The sequence below is a fragment of the Streptomyces wedmorensis genome (genome assembly GCF_000716445.1).
Taxonomy (GTDB): domain Bacteria; phylum Actinomycetota; class Actinomycetes; order Streptomycetales; family Streptomycetaceae; genus Streptomyces; species Streptomyces wedmorensis.
Window position 1 is genome coordinate 1 of sequence record NZ_JNWK01000092.1, and the last position, 21,063, is coordinate 21,063.

The 21,063-nt window shown below is 71.1% G+C and carries 15 protein-coding genes and 2 pseudogenes; 4 read left to right on the forward strand and 13 right to left on the reverse strand.

The genetic code is table 11. The annotated features are described in order from the left end of the window. The 9 genes and pseudogenes from OO54_RS47980 to OO54_RS38945 form a co-directional block, all read right to left on the reverse strand. The coding region (locus OO54_RS47980) for a PQQ-dependent sugar dehydrogenase (RefSeq protein ID WP_245236744.1) at positions 1-372 on the reverse strand (372 nt) is incomplete at its 3' end. Beyond that, a complete protein-coding gene (locus OO54_RS47985) occupies positions 282-740 on the reverse strand; it encodes a PQQ-dependent sugar dehydrogenase (protein ID WP_245236745.1) in 459 nt (152 codons plus the stop codon). The genes OO54_RS47985 and OO54_RS47980, both read right to left, overlap by 91 nt. A 114-nt stretch (positions 741-854) precedes the next feature. Next, a pseudogene (locus OO54_RS47990) lies at positions 855-1,504 on the reverse strand (ThuA domain-containing protein); the annotation flags it as partial. 42 nt (positions 1,505-1,546) lie between these two features. After that, complete coding sequence (locus OO54_RS38920) at positions 1,547-2,050, reverse strand: sugar phosphate isomerase/epimerase family protein (RefSeq protein WP_063738373.1); 504 nt, start codon at positions 2,048-2,050, stop codon at positions 1,547-1,549. A gap of 86 nt (positions 2,051-2,136) precedes the next feature. After that, a complete protein-coding gene (locus tag OO54_RS38925; RefSeq protein WP_051787799.1) occupies positions 2,137-3,351 on the reverse strand; it encodes a substrate-binding domain-containing protein in 1,215 nt (404 codons plus the stop codon). Between the two features lie 10 nt (positions 3,352-3,361). Further along, complete coding sequence (locus OO54_RS38930) at positions 3,362-4,300, reverse strand: ABC transporter permease (protein WP_033211984.1); 939 nt, start codon at positions 4,298-4,300, stop codon at positions 3,362-3,364. Next, complete coding sequence (locus tag OO54_RS38935) at positions 4,297-5,289, reverse strand: ABC transporter permease (protein ID WP_033211985.1); 993 nt, start codon at positions 5,287-5,289, stop codon at positions 4,297-4,299. The genes OO54_RS38930 and OO54_RS38935 overlap by 4 nt, the downstream gene beginning before the upstream one ends. After that, the gene (locus OO54_RS38940; RefSeq protein ID WP_033211987.1) at positions 5,286-6,722 is read right to left on the reverse strand and encodes a sugar ABC transporter ATP-binding protein; all 1,437 of its coding nucleotides are present in this window, start codon (positions 6,720-6,722) and stop codon (positions 5,286-5,288) included. The genes OO54_RS38935 and OO54_RS38940 overlap by 4 nt, the downstream gene beginning before the upstream one ends. Beyond that, positions 6,716-7,807, reverse strand: coding sequence for a Gfo/Idh/MocA family protein (locus tag OO54_RS38945; RefSeq protein WP_033211989.1), 1,092 nt, complete (start codon positions 7,805-7,807; stop codon positions 6,716-6,718). The genes OO54_RS38940 and OO54_RS38945 overlap by 7 nt, the downstream gene beginning before the upstream one ends. Before the next feature lie 110 nt (positions 7,808-7,917). On the opposite strand from OO54_RS38945, the gene OO54_RS38950 reads away from it, so the two are divergent. After that, positions 7,918-9,108, forward strand: a complete 1,191-nt coding sequence (locus OO54_RS38950) for an ROK family protein (RefSeq protein WP_033211991.1) — start codon at positions 7,918-7,920, stop codon at positions 9,106-9,108. 114 nt (positions 9,109-9,222) lie between these two features. Here the strand turns inward: OO54_RS38950 and OO54_RS38955 are convergent, their stop codons facing one another. Beyond that, complete coding sequence (locus OO54_RS38955; protein ID WP_033211993.1) at positions 9,223-12,123, reverse strand: glycosyl hydrolase family 95 catalytic domain-containing protein; 2,901 nt, start codon at positions 12,121-12,123, stop codon at positions 9,223-9,225. Positions 12,124-12,763: 640 nt separating this feature from the next. Between OO54_RS38955 and OO54_RS38960 the strand changes: the two genes are divergently transcribed. After that, a complete protein-coding gene (locus tag OO54_RS38960; RefSeq protein ID WP_106970185.1) occupies positions 12,764-13,759 on the forward strand; it encodes a LacI family DNA-binding transcriptional regulator in 996 nt (331 codons plus the stop codon). Positions 13,760-14,135: 376 nt separating this feature from the next. Further along, a complete protein-coding gene (locus tag OO54_RS38965) occupies positions 14,136-15,200 on the forward strand; it encodes a Gfo/Idh/MocA family protein (protein WP_051787807.1) in 1,065 nt (354 codons plus the stop codon). Between the two features lie 107 nt (positions 15,201-15,307). On the opposite strand, the gene OO54_RS38970 is transcribed toward OO54_RS38965, so the two are convergent. The 3 genes from OO54_RS38970 to OO54_RS38980 form a co-directional block, all read right to left on the reverse strand. After that, complete coding sequence (locus OO54_RS38970; RefSeq protein WP_033211996.1) at positions 15,308-16,456, reverse strand: ABC transporter substrate-binding protein; 1,149 nt, start codon at positions 16,454-16,456, stop codon at positions 15,308-15,310. Positions 16,457-16,733: 277 nt separating this feature from the next. Then, complete coding sequence (locus tag OO54_RS38975; RefSeq protein WP_078905590.1) at positions 16,734-19,502, reverse strand: SpoIIE family protein phosphatase; 2,769 nt, start codon at positions 19,500-19,502, stop codon at positions 16,734-16,736. A gap of 91 nt (positions 19,503-19,593) precedes the next feature. Continuing rightward, positions 19,594-20,592 carry a LacI family DNA-binding transcriptional regulator gene (locus OO54_RS38980; protein WP_033212014.1) on the reverse strand — a complete coding sequence of 333 codons (999 nt, stop codon included), beginning with the start codon at positions 20,590-20,592 and terminating at the stop codon, positions 19,594-19,596. Positions 20,593-20,895: 303 nt separating this feature from the next. Between OO54_RS38980 and OO54_RS47995 the strand changes: the two are divergent. After that, positions 20,896-21,063, forward strand: a pseudogene (locus tag OO54_RS47995) (sugar ABC transporter permease); the annotation flags it as partial.

The window sequence follows — 21,063 nt, forward strand, 5'->3', positions numbered from 1 at the left end:
GGGCGAGTTGTTGACCGGCGCCGCGCAGTTGAACTTCGCTCCGGAGGTACCGGTGGCGAAGTCGTAGTCGTTGAAGGGGGTGTTGTCACCGACGCAGTACGGCCAGCCGTAGTTGCCCGGAGCCTTGATCAGGTTCCACTCGACGGTGCCGATGGGGCCGCGGTTGGGGTCCTCGTACTGCGCGTCGGGCCCGTAGTCGGCGGCGGAGATCCAGCCGGTCTCCGGGTCGACCGAGAAGCGGAAGGTGTTGCGGAAGCCCATCGCGTAGATCTCGGGACGGGTCAGCGCGGTGCCGGGCGCGAACAGGTTGCCCGCGGGGATCGTGTAGCCGCCGGCCGCCTCGGGGTGGATGCGCAGGATCTTGCCGCGCAGGTCGTTGGTGTTGGCGGACGAGCGCCCACGCCGACGTAGAGGTTGCCACCGGGTCCGAAATGGAGGTAGCCGCCGGTGTGACCGGGCTCTTCTTCGTCGCTGCCCCGGAAGGCCGGGACCTCGATCACGGTCTCCGCACTGGCCATGTCGAGCGTGTCGTCGGCGTTGACGGTGAACCGGGTGACCCGGTTGATCTCGGCGGTGCCGGCGTCGTAGACGTTCAGCACGCCGGCGACGTGCGTCTCGGGCGCCTCGCCCTCGTGGCTGTGGATGACGTTGACCTTGCCCGAGCGGGAGATGTAGAAGACGTCTCCGTCGGGGGCCACGTCGAGCTGCATGGGCTGGTCGGGTGCGCCGTCCAGCGTCACCTTCTGGTAGCGCTGGGAGACGGTGCCGCCGCAGTCGCCTTCCGCGGCGCCCGCCGCCCACTTGAGGCCGCCCAGGAGGTGCTGCCGGAAGAACGGCTCGGAGTAGGAGGCCGTCTCGTGGCCCATGGCGGTGGCCCAGACCTTGCCGCCCTCGGCGTTGCGGCACCAGGAGATCGGGTGGTCGGCACCCATTCGAAGTTGTACCACTCCTCGACCCGCTGCCAGCGGTCCGGAAGGCCGGCGGTGGACGGGTGCACCTTGTCGGCCACCTTGGCGGTGCCCTGCACGATGCTGGAGTGTGCGGTCATGTGCGCGCCGGCCATGACGACCTCGTCCCACCAGGGGAACTCGGTCTCGATGTTCATGTCGGTGGCGTTGTGCAGCGCCACGATGCCGTGGCCGCCGCGCACGAACTCCTGGGCGGCGGCGCGCTGGGCGGCGGTGTCCCAGACCATGCCCGAGGACTGGACCATGACCACGGCGTCGTAGGTGCTGAGGCCGCTGGTGCTGAAGACGTTCGCGTCGTCGCTCTGGTCCACCTGGATGCCGTTGGCGGCGCCGAGCTCCTGGAAGGCCTGGATGGCCGCGTCCATGGAGGTGTGCCGGTAGGCGCCGGGCGCCGTCTTGGTGAAGAGGAGGACCTTGAACTCGGAGTCGGTCGTGTGTCCTTCGTGGGCGAGGACGGGTGCGGCCTGCAGGGTGGCGAGACCCAGCAGGGATACGGTGAGCGCGGCGAGGCCGCGCTTCACCCATGGTCGTGACATGGGGGTTCTCCTTGGGGATGGCGAAAAGGTGACGGAGAGAGGTCACAGGGTGCGGAGGAACGCGAGTCCGCTCGTGGCCAGTTCGTCCTGGCTCGCCGCGAGCGGGCGCCAGATGGACGCCGCCGTCGCGATGGTGGTGTTGTCCGGCGTGAAGGACTCGATGACCAGCGGGCCGGTGTAGTCGACGTCCTTGACCGCCGCGGCGAAGGCCGACCAGTCGAAGTGGTCGCCGCCGGGGGCGCCGCGGTCCGTGCCACAGACCTGGATGAGCGCGATCCGGGATCCCGCGTCCCGGATCGCCTGGGCGGGGCTCCTCTCCTCGATGTTGAGGTGGTACGTGTCGAGTGCGAGGCCGCACTCGTCGGGGAGGGCGTCGAGGGCCTGTTCGACGATGTTGAGCAGGCTGGTCTCGTACCGGTTGAGGGGTTCGACGCCGACGCGCACGCCGCGCTCCCCCGCGTACGCCACGACGGGCTTGAGGTTCTCCCGCAGTTCGGCGAGTACGGAGCGCCGCTCGTCCGCGTCGAGCTTCCAGGTGCGCCCCACGGAGCGATCCGGGGGACGAGCCGGGCGAGCGAGGTGTCGGTCGACGGAGAGTCCCAGACCCACGTGTTGACGCCGATCGGGAGCATCTACTTGCCGCCCCACTTCTGCGGGTAGCCGTCCATCTTCTCGCAGCCGCACAGCGCGTAGTGCAGGGGCGGCATGCCGGGCTTGAGGTAGTCGTTCAGCTTGTCCTCGGTGATGGCCGGCTGCGGCAGGTTCCAGACCTTGGGCACGCTCTCGCCCTTGAGGATCTTCAGCGCGGCGATGACCGCGGTGCGCCACTGGTAGGTCGGGTAGGTCGGGGCGATCGCCGTGAGCTTCGCGTCCTTCCACTTCTGCAGGAAGTCCTGCTGGTCCTCGCCGTTGAGGGGCGGGACGGGCAGGCCGGCGTCCTCGAACGCCTCGACGGCGGCGACGGAGGTGGCGCCCGCGTCCAGCCAGAGGCCGTCGATCTTGCCGTGGCGCTGGATGTAGTTGGTGACGATGCTCTTGGTCTTGGCTGCGTCGCCGTCGGTGAACTCCACGCCGACGACGTCGAGCTTGCTGTCGTCGAAGGTCTTCTTCGCGGCCGACCACCGCGTCTCCAGGACGTCCACGCCGGGCAGGATGCGCAGGGCGAGGATCTTCCCTCCGGGCTTGACCTTCTGGGTGAGGAACTCCGCGCCGTCCGCTCCGAAGGCGTAGCCGCCGATCGGCTTGATGAAGGTGACCGGACAGTCCGTCCCGACACCGCGGTCGAAGACGATGACCGGGACCTTCGGGCAGGCGCCCTTGACGGCCGGGGTGAGCGTGGCGGTGGTGTTGGGCGAGACGATGAGCGCGTCACAGCCCTTGGCCGTGAGTTCGGCGATGTCGGAGATCTGCTTGTCGTCCTTGCCCTCGGCGTCCAGGACGGTGAAGTCGGCGATCTCCTTGTGCGCGGCGACCTCGGCCTGCATGGTCTTCCAACCCACCTGGCGCCAGGGGTTGTTGGTGGCCGCGTTGGAGAAGCACAGCTTGTAGGGGCCGGCCTTCTTGTACTTGGCCGTGTCCACCGGCTGCGGGTCGATGGACTGCTCCCACGGCTTGTCCGCGGGGCCGGTCGGCTGCTTGGTCCGCATGGCGAGCTGGGCCTCGTAGTCGGCCTGGACGAAGAAGGACGACTGGTCGCCGGTCTTCTTCTTCCCGTCCGCGCCCTTTCCTGCGTCGGACGACGCACCGGAGCCGGGCCCGTCCGCGGGCAGGTCGCTGGAGCAGCCGGTCAGCGCTACGAGCGAGGCCATGGCGGCAGCGGCGAGAACACGTCTGTGGATGTGCGGCATGATGCTTCCTCTATGCGGTGGTGGAGGCGGACTTGGCGCGCCGCGGGAACTGGACGGACCCGAGGGCGACGGCGAGGACGAGGATGAGTCCCTGCACGGTGAACTCGAGGGCGCCCGAGATCCCGTACAGGTTGAGCAGGGTGAAGAGGGCTTGCAGCGTGAAGGCTCCGGCGATGGCCGCCACTGCCGATCCGCGGCCGCCGCCGAGGGCGACACCGCCGAGGACGACCGCGGTGATCGCCTGGAACTCCAGTCCTTCGCCGACCTTGGCGGACACGCCGGCGAATCCGCCGAGCAGGACGGCGCAGACCGCGGCCGACAGTCCGGACAGGACGAAGGCCGTCGTCTTGACGCGCAGGACGCGCACTCCGGACAGGCGGGCCGCGACCGGGTTGTCGCCCGCGGCGAGGAGGGTGCGGCCGAAGTCGGAGCGCATGAGGGCGATGACGGCGGCGACGGCGGCGACGAGGATGAGCACCGACCACGGCACCGGGCCGAGGCTGCCGCGGCCGAACTGCCGGAACTCCTCGGACAGCGCGCCGCGCGGGGAGCCGCCGGTCCACAGGAACACGGCTCCGGACAGGATCAGGAGCATGCCCAGGGTCACGATGAAGGAGGGCACCTTCAGGAGGGTGGTCACCATCCCGTTGACGAGGCCGATGAGGGCGCCGAAGGCGAGCAGGAGCAGCACGACGGGCCAGGTGGCGCCGGGGTCGCCGTCGATCAGCCGGGCGGCGATGACGACTTCGGCGGTGACGAGCGAGCCGACGGAGAGGTCGAACTCGCCGGAGACGATGACGAAGTACTGGCCGGCGGCGAGGATGGCCAGCGGGGCGGCCCGCTTGACGAAGGCCAGGAAGCCCTCGGGTTCGAGGAAGAAGGGGTTGGCGATCGCGATCGCCACGAGCAGGACGGCCAGGACGCCGAGGATGGGCAGGTTGCGTCTCATCGCGCGAGCCTCCGGCGGGCGTAGATCGCCAGGGCGGCGACGAGGACGACGCCCCGCACCACGTCCTTGGCGAAGGAGTCGATCTCCAGCTGGTTGAAGACGCTGTCCAGGACGGCGAGGAGGAGTACGCCGCCGACGGTTCCGGCGACGCCGCCCTTGCCGCCCGCGAGGGCGGTGCCGCCGAGGACGACGGCCGCGATGGACTCGAGGTCGTAGCCTCCGTCGGTACCGACGGTGGGTGCGCCGGCACCGAGCCGGGCGGCGAGGAGCAGGCCGGCGACTCCCGCGGTCAGCGAGCAGAGGACGTGGGTGGCGACGATGACGCGGTCGGTCCGCACGCCCGAGAGCCGGGCGACCTCGGGGCCGCCGCCGACGGCGTAGATGCGGTAGCCGAGCGGGGTGCGGCGCAGCACGAACCAGGCCGCCGCAGCGATCGCCAGCCAGAGGAGGGCCGAGACGGGCACGGGTCCGACGCGGTCGTAGCCGAGGTGCTGGAAGGATTCGGGCACCCGGCCGGCCGGGCCGTCGTAGCGGTACTCGAGGATGCCCTTGATGATGAGCGAGACGCCGAGTGTGGCGATGAACGCGTGCACCTTGAGGGTGGTGATGGCGAAGCCGTTGACGAAGCCGGTCAGCGCGCTGACGGCGAGGACGGCGCCGATCGCGGGGAGTACGCCGTACTGCGCCATGGTCTCGGCGGCGACGAGGGAGCTGAGGCTCATCAGGAAGGCGACGGACAGGTCCAGCGAGCCGGCGAGGATCGCGAGGGTCTGACCGACGGCGACGATGCCGAGGGCGGCGGAGCGCTGCTGGATTCCGACGATGTTGCTCTCGTCGAAGAACTGGCCTCCGTCGAAGGCGAACAGGGCCCAGCCGAGGATGAGCATGACGCCAAGGGCCATGAAGACGGGCCTGGCGGGGCTGTCCGCGGCGATGCCGCGCAGGGCGAGTCCCCTCGTGGGGAGGGTGGTCCGGAGCTGCTGGGTCATGATCCGGCCGCCAGGTGCATCACGGCTTCCTCCGAGGAGTCTGCGGGCAGGTGGCCGGCGATGCGTCCGTCCCTCAGGACGACGACGCGGTCGCTCATGCCGATGAGTTCGGGGAGCTCGGAGGAGATCATGAGGACGGCCATGCCGTCCTCGGCGAGTTCCCGCACGAGTTCGTGGATCGCGGCCTTCGCGCCGACGTCGACGCCGCGGGTGGGCTCGTCGAACAGGAGCACGTTCGGCGCGACCGTCAGCCATTTGGCGAGGACGACCTTCTGCTGGTTGCCGCCGGAGAGGTACCGGACCTCCTTCTCGGGGCTCGGCGGGGCGAGGCGCACCCGCTTCAGGAGGTCGAGGACGGGGGTGCCGACGCGTCCGCGGCGGGCGCGGGCGACGAGGAGGGCGTTGTCGCGTACCGACTGGTGGAGGGCGAGGCCCTCGGACTTGCGGTCCTCGGTGACGAGTCCGATGCCGGCGGCGATGCCGTCCCGGACCGAGCCGGGGCGCCGGGGGGTCATCTCGCCCCGGGTGAAGGGCTCGGCGCCGAAGAGGGCTTTGGCGAGTTCGGTGCGGCCGGCGCCCTGCAGTCCGGCGAGGCCGACGATCTCGCCCGCCCGCAGTTCCAGGTCGATCCCGTCGAGGGTGTCGTTGCCGCCGCCGCGCACCGCGAGCAGTACGTCCCCGGGCGGTCGCGTCGCACGGGCCGGGTAGTAGTCGGTGAGTTCGCGGCCGACCATCAGCCGGACGAGTCCGGCGGTGGTGAGTTCCCCGATGGGGAGGGTGGTGACCTTGGCGCCGTCCTTGAGGACGGTGACGCGGTCGGCGAGTTCGAAGATCTCCCGCAGTCGGTGCGAGATGTAGAGGACGGCGACGCCGCGCTCGCTCAGCCGGCGGACCAGCCGGTAGAGCAGCTCGACCTCGCTCTCGGCCAGGGCGGCCGTCGGTTCGTCCATGACGACGATGCGGGCGTCGACCGAGAGCGCCTTGACGATCTCGACCACCTGCTGCTGGGCCACGGAGAGGCGGCGCACCAGGTCGCGCGGGCCGAAGGAGGCCTCGCCGAGTTCGTCGAGGAGCCGGCCGGTGGCCGTCTCCATCGCCGCCCTGTCGACCAGCCCGCGGCGCTTCGGCTCGCGGCCGAGGAAGACGTTCTCGGCGACGGTCCGCTCGGGGAGGAGGGTGAGTTCCTGGTAGATGATCGAGACGCCCGCCCGCTGGGCGTCGGTGGGGTGCTTGAAGGAGACGGTCCGGCCGTCGAGGGCGATCGTCCCCTCGTCGGGGGTGTGGACGCCGGCGAGGATCTTCATCAGCGTGGACTTGCCGGCGCCGTTCTCGCCGATGAGGGCGTGTACTTCGCCGCGCTCCACGTCGAGGTCGACGTCCGTGAGGACGCGGGCGCCGGGGAAGCTCTTGCAGATGCCGGTCATGGTCAGCACTCGACCCACCCCCCTTCTTGTGCCGACCGGAGGGCGGCGTCGGTGAGCAGGGCGGCGCGGGCGCCGTCCTCGAAGGTGGGGAGCCCTTCGCGGGCGTCGCCCGAGAGGGAGGCGTAGGCGTCGGCGACGAAGGCGTCGAAGCAGTCGTGGAAGCCCTGCGGATGCCCGGCCGGCAGCGGTGAGTAGCGTCGGGCGGCTTCGGAGAGGCTCAGCGGGTCGCGGACGAGCGCCTCGGAGCCGCCGCGGCCGCCGAGCCAGAGCTGTTCGGGGTTCTCCTGGTCGAAGGCGAGGCTGCCGGAGGCGGCGGAGACCTCGAGGAAGAGGCGGTTCTTGCGGCCGGCGGCGACCTGGCTGACGGCCACCGAGCCGAGGGCGCCGGATGCGGTGGCGAACTGGACGGTGGCGAGGTCCTCGGTGAGGACGGGCCCTCCGCCCATGCGCTGCGGTACGACCACGGAGGTCTGGGCGCAGAGCTTGGCGATCCGGTCCCCCGTCACGAACTCGACGAGGTCGAACCAGTGCGAGCCGATGTCGCCGATGGTGCGGCCGGGGCCGCCCTGCTTGGGGTCCACCCGCCAGTTGTCGTCGGTCGATTCCAGCAGCCAGTCCTGGAGGTAGCTGCCCTGGATGAGGCTGACGCGGCCGAGTGCGGTCAGGCGCTCCCTGGCCTCCCTGACCATCGGGTGGAAGCGGTAGACGAAGGGGACGGCGGCCGACACCCCTGTCTCCTTGGCCCGTTGGGCCATCAGCCGGGCCGTGGAGGCCTCGGTCGCGAGCGGTTTCTCGCAGATCACGGCCAGGCCGGCGTCCATCGCCTCGAGCGCGATGGGGGCGTGCAGATGGTTGGGGGTGCAGACGTGCAGGACGTCGATGAGGCCGGAGGTGATGAGTTCCGTGACCGACTCGAAGGCCTTCTCCGCACCGAGCGCCTCGGCGCCCTCCGTGGCATTCGCCAGGTCCGCTCCCGCGACGCCCACCAAGCGGGCGCCGGCCTGCCGCGCGGCTCGGGCGTGGATCCGGCCTATGAAGCCAGTTCCGACGATCCCCACCCTGACTTCCGCCGACTGTCGTCGTATATCGAGCATGTTTCGGATCCTAGAGATGACTTATTACGGCCGTCAACCATAAGTACGCCGAGAGTTATGATTAATGGAGTTGGAACACCCGCAGCACCGACATGGATGGAGACGGGGAGTTGACCACCGAACCGGCAGGCGCCGGCGCCCTACTGGCGATCCTGCGCGACGGCCGCGCGCGTACCCGCACCGAACTGGTGCAGCTCACCGGCCTCGCGAGGTCGACCGTGACCCAGCGGCTTGACGCGCTGGCGGACCAGCAGTGGATCCGGCCGACGGACGACGCGATCTTCTCGGGCGGCAGACCCGCCGTCGCCTTCTCCTTCAACTCCGAGGCGCGCACGGTCCTCGCCGCCGACCTCGGAGCCACCCACGCGCGGATCGCCGTCACGGATCTGGCCACCCGCGTCCTCGCCGAACGCAGCCGCGACATCCGGATCACCGAGGGCCCGGAGCACGTACTCGGCTGGCTGGTCGACGAGTTCACGGAGCTGCTGGCCGAGTCGGGGCGCACCCTCGCGGACGTGTGCGGCGTCGGCATCGGCCTCCCCGGCCCCGTCGAGCACACGTCGGGCCGGCCCGTGAATCCGCCGATCATGCCCGGCTGGGACGGCTTCGACGTGCCCGGCTGGCTCGAACCCCGCCTCGGCGCCCCCGTCCTGGTCGACAACGACGTCAACATCATGGCCCTCGGGGAGCACTGGGCCGCCAGCCCCGAGGTCGAGCACCTCCTCTTCGTGAAGGTCGGCACCGGCATCGGGTGCGGCATCATCACGGAACACCGCCTCCACCGCGGCGCCCAGGGCTCGGCCGGGGACATCGGCCACATCCGGGTGGCCGGGGCCGCGGACGAACCCTGCCGGTGCGGGAACACGGGCTGCCTCGAAGCGGTCGCCGGCGGCGCCGCCCTCGCCGCCCGCCTGCGGGACGCGGGAGCGGACGCCGCGGACGGCCGGGACGTCGTGGCCCTGGTGCGCGCCGGTAACCCTGCCGCGATCCAGCTGATCCGCCAGGCGGGCCGGGACATCGGGGACGTCCTGGCCGCGCTGGTGAACTTCTTCAATCCCGGAGTGATCATCATCGGCGGCGACATCTCGGACGCCGGGGAGCACCTGCTCGCCGGGGTGCGCGAGGTCATCTACAGTCGTTCCCTTCCGCTGGCGACGCAGCACCTCTCCATCCGGGGACGCGAGCTCGGCGACCGTGCCGGCGTCATCGGGGCCGCCGTCATGGTCATCGATCACACCCTCAGCCCCGCCGCGGTGGACCAGGCCATCGCGTCTTCGGACGCGGTGGAGATCGCGTCCTAGGGGGTGTCGTGTCGATCACGCCGCGAGCCCGGCCTGATCGGCAATACACCCCCTGAGGGGCGCCGGGTGGGCGCCCCTCTGCCGTCGGGGACCGGGACACCGGTCGCGCCTCGGTCAGAGGCCGACTACCTCCCATTCCTGGGCGGCCGACGCGGCGGCGGGCGACTGGACGATCGCGGCACCGTCGCCGGTGGAGCCGTTCGCGACGTCCATGCGCAGGCCGCTGGAGACGTTGACCAGGTGGTAGTGGCCGGTCGTCCCCGAAGGAACCGACTTCCACCACTGGTTGGGGCTGTCCGTGTCCGTCCACTGGCCCAACGGCTGCCCGTGGGCCGTGGAGGCCCCCGGGTTGTCGAGGACCTTGCCGCTGTGGACGTTGGACAGACGGAACGATCCGTCGTAGTTCGGCTCCAGGCGCCACCGCTGGTTGTCACCGCCCGTCCAGGACCACTGGATGACGGGCGCGCCGTTGCCGGTCGACTCGTTCGCCACGTCGAGCACCTTGCCGCTGGCGCGGTTGACCAGCCTGTACGTCCCGGAGAACATGCCGACCGCGATCTGCGTACGGACCCCGGCGACGAGGGTCAGCTTCCTGGCGTGGCCGCCGAGCGGCGAGGGCGCCACCGACGCCGTGGTGGACAGCGACGTGATGCCGCGGCGGCAGACGAGGTCGAGGGTCTGGGTGATGTCGGAGACGAGGGTGACCGTGGCCGTGCGGGCCGCGGTGTCCCAGGTGAGGCTCTCGACGAGGACGCGGTTGCGGCCGCGGACACCGCGGATCGTGCCCCGGGCGAACTGTTCCGGCAGGGCCGGGAGGATCTCCAGCAGGCCGGGCCGGGTGTAGAGCAGGGACTCCGCGACGATCGCCGGCAGCGCGTTGGCCGCGTCGCAGTTGTAGGTGTGCAGGTCGGGGTTGTGCGAGGTCACCAGGGAGCGGTGGACCATGTTGCTGCCCAGGACCTTGAGGATGTTGTCGTATACACCGGGGCCGTACTTCAGCCGGCTCCACGCCAGCGCCCGGTGCAGGCTGCCGTGCGCCGAGTAGTTCTCGTCGCCGCGCATCCGGAGCGCCTTGCGCGCGGTGAAGACCAGGTCGGGCTCCTCCTCGGAGTTGATCTCGTGCAGGGGCCACGCGCCGTAGAGATGCTGCACGTGGCGGTGGTTGTAGCGGTCGTGCAGTCCGGGCCAGGACCACTCGGCGAGCGCTCCGTCGCCGTTGACCCCGTACTCCGGCAGCCGCTCCAGCAGCGCCGTCCAGCGCGCCACGCCCTGGCCGGCACCCTGCTCCACGTTCAGTTCGTCGGCTGCGTATACGGCGGCCTGGAGTGCGTGGCGGCCGGCCATGATGTCGCCGGTGGCGTTGGCGGACAGCATCTGGCCGGTGTTGGACGGGGAGTTCTCCATGGAGAACGACGGGACGAAGACCACCTTTCCGTCCGGGTCCGTGCGGGTGAGGAAGTCCTCGTAGAACAGGGCGAGTTCCATCAGGGCCGGTCCGAGCTTGTCGCGCAGGAAGGCCATGTCGCCGGTCACCTGGTAGTACTCCAGGAGCGGGTAGAGCATCCAGTCCGCGCCGCCGGTCCAGCACTGGCCCGGGAAGTCGCCGCCGTTGAAGTGGAGCATGTGGCCGTGCTCCCCGTCGGTGCGGGACGGAGCCAGGAAGCCGCGCGTCCCGTACAGGTTCGTGGCGTTGGTGCGCCAGTCGTCGAGCTGCCCCAGGACGAGGTCGAAGAAGCCGCGCATGGCGTCGCCGTGGCTGAGGATGTTGCCGCCGGCGACCTGGAGGTTGACGTTGGCGTCGGTGGTGAGGTCGTCGGCCCAGGCGCCGTTCCAGCTGCCCGCCCACAGTCCGGTGAGCCGTGGCGGCAGGACGCCGCTGGAGCTGACGAAGAGGTACCGGCCGCTGTCGTACATCTTCTCCAGCAGCGCCAGGTCGACCTTCCACCGGTCGCCGTTCTGCCGCGCGGTCAGCTCCGAGGTGGACAACCGCCGGTCCGCCGCGGACACGTTGAGGTCCAGGCTGGACCCGTCGAACATGGCCTGGTGCAGGGGTGCGTGCCGGCCGAGCAGGGTGCCGTAGTCGGTGGGCAGCGCGGCGAGGGCGGCGTGCAGGGGCTTGGCGTTCCAGCCCCCCGCGTTCTCGTACCGGCCCAGCTTGGTCAGGAGCACCACGCGGGAGGCGCGGCTGACGACGAGCGTGTTGCCGCTGACCGAGACCGAGGCCTTGCCGCCCGTGACGACGACCCGGGTGACGCCCTCGTACCCGAAGGCCCCCATTCCTGCGGGGTACGTGCCCCGCAGGTTGAGGTACCCCTGCCCGCCGCTGACGCCGGCGATGGTCGTGAAGGCCACGTCGCCCGGCACGCCTTCGAGCGCCGTGTTGACCTTGATCGTCGTGTCGACGGTCCGGCCGGTCGCGGGCAGCAGTTCCTGGACGACGACCTTGTCGGCCCTGGAGACGAACGCCCGCCGCCGCCAGACGCCGGCGCTGTCGGACCAGGAGTGCGTGATCTCGCCGGTGCGGAAGTCCGTCACGCGGGCGTAGTCGTTCGCGGTCGTCGCCCCGGGCGTGCTCAGCTGCAGCTCGTAGCCGGGGTGGAAGGTCTGCGTCCAGCGCAGCGACCAGCCCTCCGCGAACTCCCCGGCGGCTCCCCAGTAGTCGCCTGCGAGGGCCCGGTCCCGTACCGACTCGAGACGGCCGGCGATCACCGGGGGCACCACGTCACGGGTCCCGTTCGGCAGGACGAAGCGATGGTGGTTGAGCACGAGCTTCTCCAGCTGCGGCGCCCCGTGGAGCACCGCGCCGTACTCACCGTTGCCGGTGACGAAGCCGTCCGTCCAGGAACCCGCCGGCACGGTGTCGTACATCCCCCGCTCCGGGAGGGTGACCTGGGGCGGTACGGCGGCCGCGGCCCCCGACGACAGGATGCCGCCGGGAACCACGACCGCACCCGCGGTCAGTGCGGCTGCCGAGAGGAAACCTCTGCGGCCGAGAGGCGCGCCAAGGGGAGGCATGGCATGGCTCCTTCAACGAAAGGAGGGGAAGGGAGGTCGAAAGGGCATGACGAAGCGAGCGGCGCGAGCGACGGGGCCGAGCGGCGTCCCGTCCGCATCGGCACACGCTCTCATGGGAACGCAAACATGCGTTTCGTGATAGACCACTGCTGTCGGTGTGCCGGGCCAGTGCAGCACGCACCGCGGCAACACGTCAATAACCCCGCATACCCCCATAAGGCAGGCGGCAGGGGTCACTTGGCGCTGCCCGCCTCATCGATCGACGCCGATCGCCGGCCCCTCCGTGCCTTCCGTACGCGTTCCGCTCGGCGCCTGCGACGGATTTCCGTGCCCTCCGTACGCGCTCCGCGCAGCGCCTGCGTCGGATCCCCGTGCCCCCGTACGCGCTCCGCCCACCGCCTGCGACGGAGCCGCCACGACCGTCCCGGCGCACGGGGAGCCGCTCGTCGGCCCCGCCACTCCCCCGCCTCCGCAGCAGGCCTTGTTCAATCGATTGCACCAGGTCGTAGCCTGGAGCGCCGTCGTCGCCTCGGCGCGACGGCCGCGACGGCGAGGCAGTCACGTCGGCGAGACGGCCGCGCCGGAGAGAGCAGTCGCCTCGGCGAGACGGCCGCGCCGGGCACGGAGAGGGAGACACGAGATGGAACAGCAGCCGGTGACGATGAGCGACGTGGCTCGCGCCGCCGGGGTGTCGGTGACCACGGTCTCCTACGTCCTCAGTGGCAAGCGGCCCGTGGCGCCCGCCACGACGGAGGCGGTCCAGGCGGCCGTCGCGCGGCTCGGTTTCCGGCTGAACACGGTGGCCCAGAGCCTGCGCACCGGGCGGTCCAGCACGGCGGCGCTGATCATCCCGGACATCGCCAACCCGTTCTACGCCGAACTGGCCCGGGGGCTCCAGGACGCCCTGCGGCGGGAGCGCCTCCACGTCGTCATCTGCAACACGAACGCGGACCGCGCGGAGGAGCTGTCCTACCTCGACGACGCGGTCAGACGCCGACTCGACGGGGTCGTCATCACTCCGCAGTGGCTGGTGGCGGACGACCTCGGCCCGCTCCGGGCCGCGGGCATCCCGGTGGTGGTCAGCGCGGACACCGAGCTGGCCGATCTCGACGTGGTACGGGCGGATTCCCGCGAGGCGATCGACCAGGCCGTCGGCCATCTCGCGGAGCGGGGCCACCGTCGGCTGGGCATGGTCGCGGGGCCCACGGGCACTCCGAACGGCGACCCGCGCCTGGCCCTCTACCGTGCCGCCGCCCGCCGGCACGGCCTTGCCCTGCCGGCCGATCTCGTCGTCCGGGGGAAGCACACCCGCGAGGCCGGCGCCGCCGGTCTTCGCCGCATGATGTCCCGCGCGCACCCGCCGACCGCCATCGCCTGCGTCAACGACCGCTCCGCCATCGGCGTACTGGAGGCAGCGGAGGACATGGGCCTGCGGATCCCGTCCGATCTGGCGTTGATCGGCCATGACGACATCGAGGTCGCGTCACTGACGCGCCCCCGGCTCTCCACGATCCGCTATCCCGCCTACGAGGTGGGCTCCACCTGCGGACGTCTGCTCCTGGAACGCCTGGACGGTCGCGTCGCCCCCGTGGAGGTCGCCCTGCGCACCCGGTTCGTCCCCCGCGAATCGACCTGACCTCAGCCGGGGGGAGCGGGGGCCCGTGTGCGGACGTCCGGCCCGTGGCGCCCGCCCGGCCCGTGGCGCCCGCCCGTCGATCGCCTCCGATCGCCTGATCCACGATGCGAGACAAGGGACTTGACAGCCTCCGGCGCTCGCGAACTACGGTAGCGCAATCGATTGCGCAGCACGTCGGAGCAGTCACGGGACCGCTTCGTCCGATCCCGTCCGCAGCGATCGAGGCCACATCTCTCCACACGCCACCGCTCGGCGTCCCGACGGACCGGACGCCGGCTCCGCGCCGTGCGAACGGAAGCCGAGGGACACGTACCGCCGGGCGGAACGCCGTCGAGGTACGACTCACCCGCTTCGCACCCGAACCGATGGGAACCTCATGCCGCTCGACCAGTCAGCCGAAGAGCACGGCGCGGCCCGCCTGGTGCTGCCCACCCCGCGGACGCCCTCTCCCCGCGACGCTCCCCCCCTCAAGTGGGGCGTGATCGCCCCGGGTTGGATCGCCGCCTACTTCGTCGAAGCGCTCCAGACGTACACCGACCAGAAGGTGGTGGCCGTCGGCTCGCGCGACGCCGGGCGCGCCCGTGCGTTCGCCGACCGCTTCGGCATCCCCTCGTCCTACGGCAGCTACGCCGAGCTGGTCGAGGACCGCGACGTGGACATCGTCTACGTCGCGTCCCCGCACTCGGGCCACTTCGAGCAGGCGATGCAGGCGATCGACGCGGGCCGGCACGTGCTCGTGGAGAAGGCGTTCACCCGCAACGCCCGCGAGGCCGAGCTGCTGATCGAAGCCGCCCGCGAGCGGGGGGTGTTCCTCATGGAGGCCATGTGGACGCGCTTCCTGCCGCACATCGACGTGGTCCGCCAGGTCATCGAATCGGGGCTGCTCGGCGAGGTGCACACCGTCATGGCCGACCACGGCCAGCCGATGACTCCCGACGGGTCCCCCCGCCTCTTCGCCCCCGAGCTGGCGGGTGGAGCACTCCTGGACCTCGGTGTCTACCCGGTCTCCTTCGCCTCGATGGTGCTCGGGCCGTTCAGCTCCGTCACGGCGGTGGGCACGAAGACGTTCACCGGCGTCGACGGCCAGGCGTCGATCCTCGTCACGGCCGAGTCCGGGGCCCACGGGGTACTCAACACGACCCTCTTCGGCCGCACCCCGACCACGGCGTCGATCGCCGGAACGCATGCCCGCCTGGAGATCGACGGCCCCTTCTACGGACCCGCCTCGGTCCGGCTCATAGGCCGGGACAACCAGCTGATCGACAGCTTCGTCCCTCCGCAACTCGACGGCGGCCTGTGCTACGAGGCCGCCGAGGCGGCCCGCTGCATCGGCGCAGGGCGCCTGGAATCGGACATGATGCCGCTCGCCGAGACCCTGAGCGTCATGCGCGTCCTGGACGGCATCCGCCGCGATCTGGACGTGTCGTTCCCCGGCGAGTGAGTCCCGTCGCCCTCGGCGTGGGCGGAGAAGGCGAACGGTCACCCCATGTGGACGGGTCCACGGGTCCACGGGTCCACAGGGCGATCAGCGGGCCGCTTCCCCGCCGTTCACCCGCCGACGGCCTTCGTCCAGTTGTCCCTCACCACCCGCAGTGCCGTGTTCAGCTGCGGGTCGGTGGGGAAGGCCGGCGCTGCGCCTTCGACCGTCGGCAGCCTGGACGCCTTGTTCTGGTCGAGGGTGCCGTCCTTCGCCATGACGTCCATGAGCACGGGGCGGGCATAGCCCGAGAGCCGCAGGTTCTGGCCCTCCGTGCCGGCCAGGTACTCCTGCCACAGGCGCGCCGCGGCGGGGTGGGGAGCGTACTTGTTGATCGCCTGGGCGTAGTACTGCGAGAAGCTTCCGTCGAAGGGGATGGACACCTTCCAGCTCACGTCGGTGCCCCGCAGCTCGTCGATGTGCCTGAGGTTGAGGAAGTCCCACTCGATGCTGATCGGGGTCTCGCCGCGGACGATCGCCTCCGGGTTGGGGTTGCCGCGGTTGTAGTTGCCGACGCCGTCGAGCTCGTCGAAGAAGTCGATGCCCGGCTGGATGTCGTCGAACGACCCTCCGTTGGCGAGGGCGGCCGCGTAGACGCCGGCGAAGGCGGACCCGGCGGTCGTGGGGTTGCCGTTGAGCGCGACCATGCCCCGGTACTCGGGCTTGAGCAGGTCGGCGAAGGAGACGGGGCAGACCGCCACGCGGGTCTTGTCGCAGCCGATGGACACGTAACCGCCGTAGCTGTTGAACCAGGCACCGTTCGGGTCCTTCTGGTTCGGCGGGATCCTGTCCCAGTCGGCGACCTTGTAGGGGGCGAGGAGGCCCTGGCGCGCGGCCGACTGGGCGAAGGCGTCCCCGAGGTCGAGCACGTCGGGGGCGCTAGCCTTGCCGCGGCTCGCCTTGATGTCGTCGAGCTCCTGCTGGCTCGACCCGAACGGGTTGCTGTTGACGATCTTGATCCCGTACTTCTTCTCGAAGCCGTCCATCAGTCCGCCGTAGTTCGCCCAGTGGCGCAGCAGGGTCGTCGTGTGGAGCGTGCCCTCCTTCTTCGCCTCCTTGATCAGCGCGTCCATGCCGCCGGCTTCCTCGGCGGAGCGCGCCTCGGCGACGGGGACCACCCGGACCGGCTCGTCCTCCTCCCCACAGGCGCCCAGACCCAGCGCCACTACGCAGAGGCAGGCGGAGAGGGCGACTGCGACCTTCCGGGGAGGTTCGACCACGGCGTCTCCGCGAGGGCAAGGGGAACGGCGGGGGTGTTTTCCCAGCCTACTCGGGGGTCCCCGCGGTGTCTGCGTGGACTTTGCGCGACTCCGTGCTGACAGAGCGCGACTCCGTGCGGGCCGCGCCCGTACGCACCGCGAGCACCCGCGCGCTGACCGAGCGCGACCTCGGTACGGATCGCGCGCACCTCCGTGCTGACCGGGCGAGGCTCCGTACGGATCGCGCGCCATCGTGCGGACCGCGCGCCTCCCTGCGAAGGATGGGCCTCCGGAGGATTCACAGCTCCACGTCGTCCCACTGGCTGAGGATGTCGTCCTCCCCCAGCGCGTCGAGGTCGGGCCCCGCGTCGGGGCCGATCGCCTGGGAGGCCCAGATGGTCTTTCCCCGCGGGGAGTAGCGGGTGCCCCACTTCTCGGCGTACTGGGCGACGAGGAAGAGCCCGCGGCCGCCCTCGTCGGTGTCGCTGGCGCGCCGGATGTACGGGGCGGTGCTGCTTCCGTCGGAGACCTCGCAGACGAGGGAGGCGCCGTGCAGGAGGCGTACCCGGATGGGTTCGAGGCCGTAGCGGACGGCGTTGGTGATCAGCTCGCTGAGGATGAGCTCGGTACCGAAGCCGATGTCCTCCAGGCCCCACTCGGCCAGCTTGCGGGCGCAGGCGTTGCGGACGGGGCTCACGGCCGCCGGGTCGCGCGGCACGTCCCATTCGGCGACCTGGTCGGGGGCCATGCGGCGCACGCGTGCCACGAGGAGGGCGACGTCGTCGCCCGATCCCGTGGGGAGCATCGTGTCGATGACGGAGGCGCAGGTCTCCTCCGGCGTGCGGTCGGGCCCGGTGAGGGCCTCGCGAAGGACTTCCAGGCTCTCGTCGGGGTCCCGGGTGCGGTCCTCGAGGAGGCCGTCGGTGTAGAGGACGAGACGGGAGCCCTCGGGGAGGGTCGTCCGGGTCGTCTCCACGGGCATACCGGCGCCGAGGCCGAGCGGCGGGGAGACCGGGGACTCCAGGAACTCCACGCCTCCGTCGGGCCGGACGACGGCGGGGGGCAGGTGTCCTGCCGTGGCCACGGCGACCTCGCCGGAGACCGAGTCGTAGACGACGCACAGACACGTCGCGCCCGTGATCGTCTCTCCCCAGTCCTCGGCGGACTCGTCCTGGACGTCGAGGAGGGCCACGAGTTCGTCGAGGCGCCAGATCAGCTCGTCCGGGGACAGGTCGAGGGCCGAGAAGTTGTGCACGGCGATGCGCAGCCGGCCCATGGTGGCGGCGGCGTGCAGGCCGTGGCCGACGACGTCGCCGACGACCAGCGCCACCCGGGCGCCCGGCAGCGGGATCACGTCGAACCAGTCGCCGCCGACGCCGGACTCCGCGGGCAGATAGCGGGAGGCCACGTCGAGCGTCGGTTCGTCGGGGAAGCTGCGCGGCATCAGGCTGCGCTGGAGGGTGACCGCCATCGTGTGTTCGCGGGTGTAGCGGCGGGCGTTGTCGATGGAGACGGCGGCCCTGTTGGTCAGCTCCTCGGCGAAGGACAGGTCCTCGTCGGAGAACGGCGTGGAGGACCCCGACCGCCAGAAGTTCGCCACCCCCAGGACCACGCCCCGCGCGCGCAGCGGTACGACCGCGAGGGAGTGGATGCCGTAGTGGAGGATGCGCCGGGCCCGTTCCTCGTCCTGGGCGCGCCATCCGGCCGAGGAGGCGAGGTCGGTCACCACGACCGAGCGGCCCTCGGTGACGCTGGTGTCCACCGGTGTTCCCGTGACGAAGCGGATGAGCTCTCCGGAGGGGTAGAGCGGGTGGTCCTCGGTGAGGCCGGCGATGGCCGTCCGGCGCAGCTCCGTGCTCGCCCCGGCCGGTTCGCCGCCGCTCAGGACGGGGTCCAGGAGCTCGACGGTGACGACGTCCGCGAACCCGGAGGTGGCCACCTCCGCCAGCTCCTCCGCGGTACGGACGACGTCCAGGGTGGTCCCGATGCGCACTCCGGCGTCGTAGAGCAGCGTCAGCCGCTCCCTCGCCACCTCGGCCCGCCCGGACAGGGAGCGCAGCTCGGTGGTGTCCCGCAGGGTCACGACGCTGCCGTGCTGGCCGCCCGGGGGCAGGGTGACCCGTTTGTTCAGGGCGAGGAGGCGGTCGGCGGCGAGGTGCACCTCGTCGGTGGCGATCCGGTCCGACGCCAGGAGCGTCGCGATGGAGGCGTCGAGGCCCAGGTCCGTCACGGGGCGGCCCTCCGCGTCCGGCGGCAGGTCGAGGAGCCGGCGGGCCTCGTCGTTGGCCAGCAGCAGCCGGTGGTCCCGGCCGGTGATGAGCACGCCCTCGCGGACGGCGTGCAGGACCGCGTCGTGGTGGTCGTACATCCGGGTCATCTCCGCCGGGCCCAGGCCGTGGGTCTGGCGGCGGAGCCGTTGGCTCACCAGGCCCGTCCCGAGGGCGACGAGGGCCAGGGCCGCGGCCGCGCTGCCCAGGAAGACGGGCAGCTGCTGGTCCACCGAGTCCCTGACCTTCTCGACGGTCACGGCCGCGGACACGATGGCGACCACGTCTCCCTGGGCGTCCCGGACGGGGGCCGCCGACACCACGGAGAGGCCCAGGGCGCCCTGGAAGGTGCGGGTGAAGGGCCGGCCGGCCGCGGCTTCGGCGTACGGTCCGATGACGTGCTTGCCGAGCTGGGTGGGGTCACTGTGGGTGAGGGTGATCCCGTCGAGTTCGTACACGATCAGGGCGTCGATGCCGGCGGCCTGGCGCGCCCCCTCGGCGAGGGGCTGGAGCTCGACGGTCGGGAAGTCGCTCTCCAGCGCCTTTACGAGGCCGGGGGCGTGAGCGAAGGACTGGGCGGCGGCGATCGTCCGGTGCCGGGCGTCGGTCATGGTGTCGCGCTGGGCCTGCACCACGATCGCCACGACCGCGGCGGCGACGAGGAGGACCACGAGGACCAGCTGGAGGAGGAAGACCTGGCGGGCGACGCTCCGTGTGGTCAGCCACGATCCGAAGCGCCGCGCGCCCTTGGCAGGGCCGCCCAGTGGATCACGTGTCTTATGACCCGTTTCTCCGCTCATAGTCCATATTTATCCCTGCTCGATTCGCGCCTGGCAAGCATGGGCCCGAGGACCGAGACACACGGGGCGAGCGGCCTCCGGACGTACGGCGTCAGTCCCCGCGCCCGCGCACACCGGGGAGAGCGGTGCTGTCCCGTTCCACCAGGGAGGTCGCCACGAGCCGTACGCCCGTCACCGTCTCTCCCGCCAGCTCCCGCAGGACGGCGTCGACGCACAGCGCTCCGACCTGGGCGAAGTCCTGGTGGACGGTGGTCAGGGGCGGGATGAAGGAGGCCGCCTCGGGTATGTCGTCGAAGCCGACGACGCTGACGTCCTCGGGGACGCGTACGCCGCGGTCGTGGAAGGCCCGGAGCACACCGAGCGCCATCTGGTCGTTGGCCACGAAGACGGCCGTGCAGGACGTCTCGTCGGCGAGCCTCAGGCCCGCCTCGTAACCCGACTCGGGAGTCCAGTCACCGCGCAGCACGGCAGGCACCTCACACCCTTCCTCGCGCAGGACCGCCTCCCACGCCTCGGCGCGACGGCCCGCGGCGAAGGACTCCTCGGGTCCCGCGACGTGCCACACCGTGTCGTGGCCGAGCCCGAGCAGATGCCGCACCGCGGAGCGGGCACCCTGCCGCTGGTCCGTGTCCACCACGGGGAAGCGCCCGGTGGCGTCCGAGTCCACCACGACCACCTTGACGTGCGGCGGCAGGGTGAGGGCCACGGCGTCGAGCAGGTGCACCTCCATGATCAGGACGACGGCGTCGACCGCCAGCTCGTCGAGGCGCGTGAACGCCCCCTTCACGTTCTCCTGCGTGGGCGCGTCGAGCGGGATGAGGGTGACCGCGTAACCGGCACGGGAGGCCGAGCCGGTCACGGCGTCCAGGGTCCTGACGTTGCCCGTGCTGGTGAGCCCCCCGATGATCACGCCTATGGCGCGGAAGTCGCCCCGCTTGAGGGCGCGAGCCGCACTGTTGGGGCGGTATCCCAGCTCCTTCATCGCGGCAAGGACCTTCTTCCGGGTCGCCTCGACGACGGCCGCGTCGCCATTGGAGACGCGGGACACCGTCTGAGAGGACACCCCCGCCCGCTGTGCGACGTCCGCCATGGACACCCGGCGCGGCTTGGTGCGCGTTCCCCGCCGCCCCCCGTTCACGGCCGCCGACCGCCCGGTCGCGTTCTGCTCGGTCACCCGCATACCTCTCTCAATCGCTGCCAGTTCGTGCTTGACGCCCCCCAGCGGGAATGCCACCATCACCCTACTGATGGTTGCGTAAACATAGATCCTTTACCAGCCCTTTCACAGGGTCGACCATCGGCCCCAGGCCCCCTTTCCAACCGCTTCCACCCGCTTCCACCCCCTTCAGCTCCCCGCCTCCGGACCGGTCGGTCACCGACGCAAGGAACCACCATGACGCTCCTGTCGACGTCAGCCCAGGCGGCGCCACCGCCGCGCGCACGAGCTCGCCTCCGCTTCCGCAAGGAGGCCTTCGTGGGCTGGGGTTTCGTCGGCCCGTTCGTCGCGGTCTTCGCTCTCGTCTTCCTGGCGCCGATCGGATACGCCGTATACCTGAGCCTG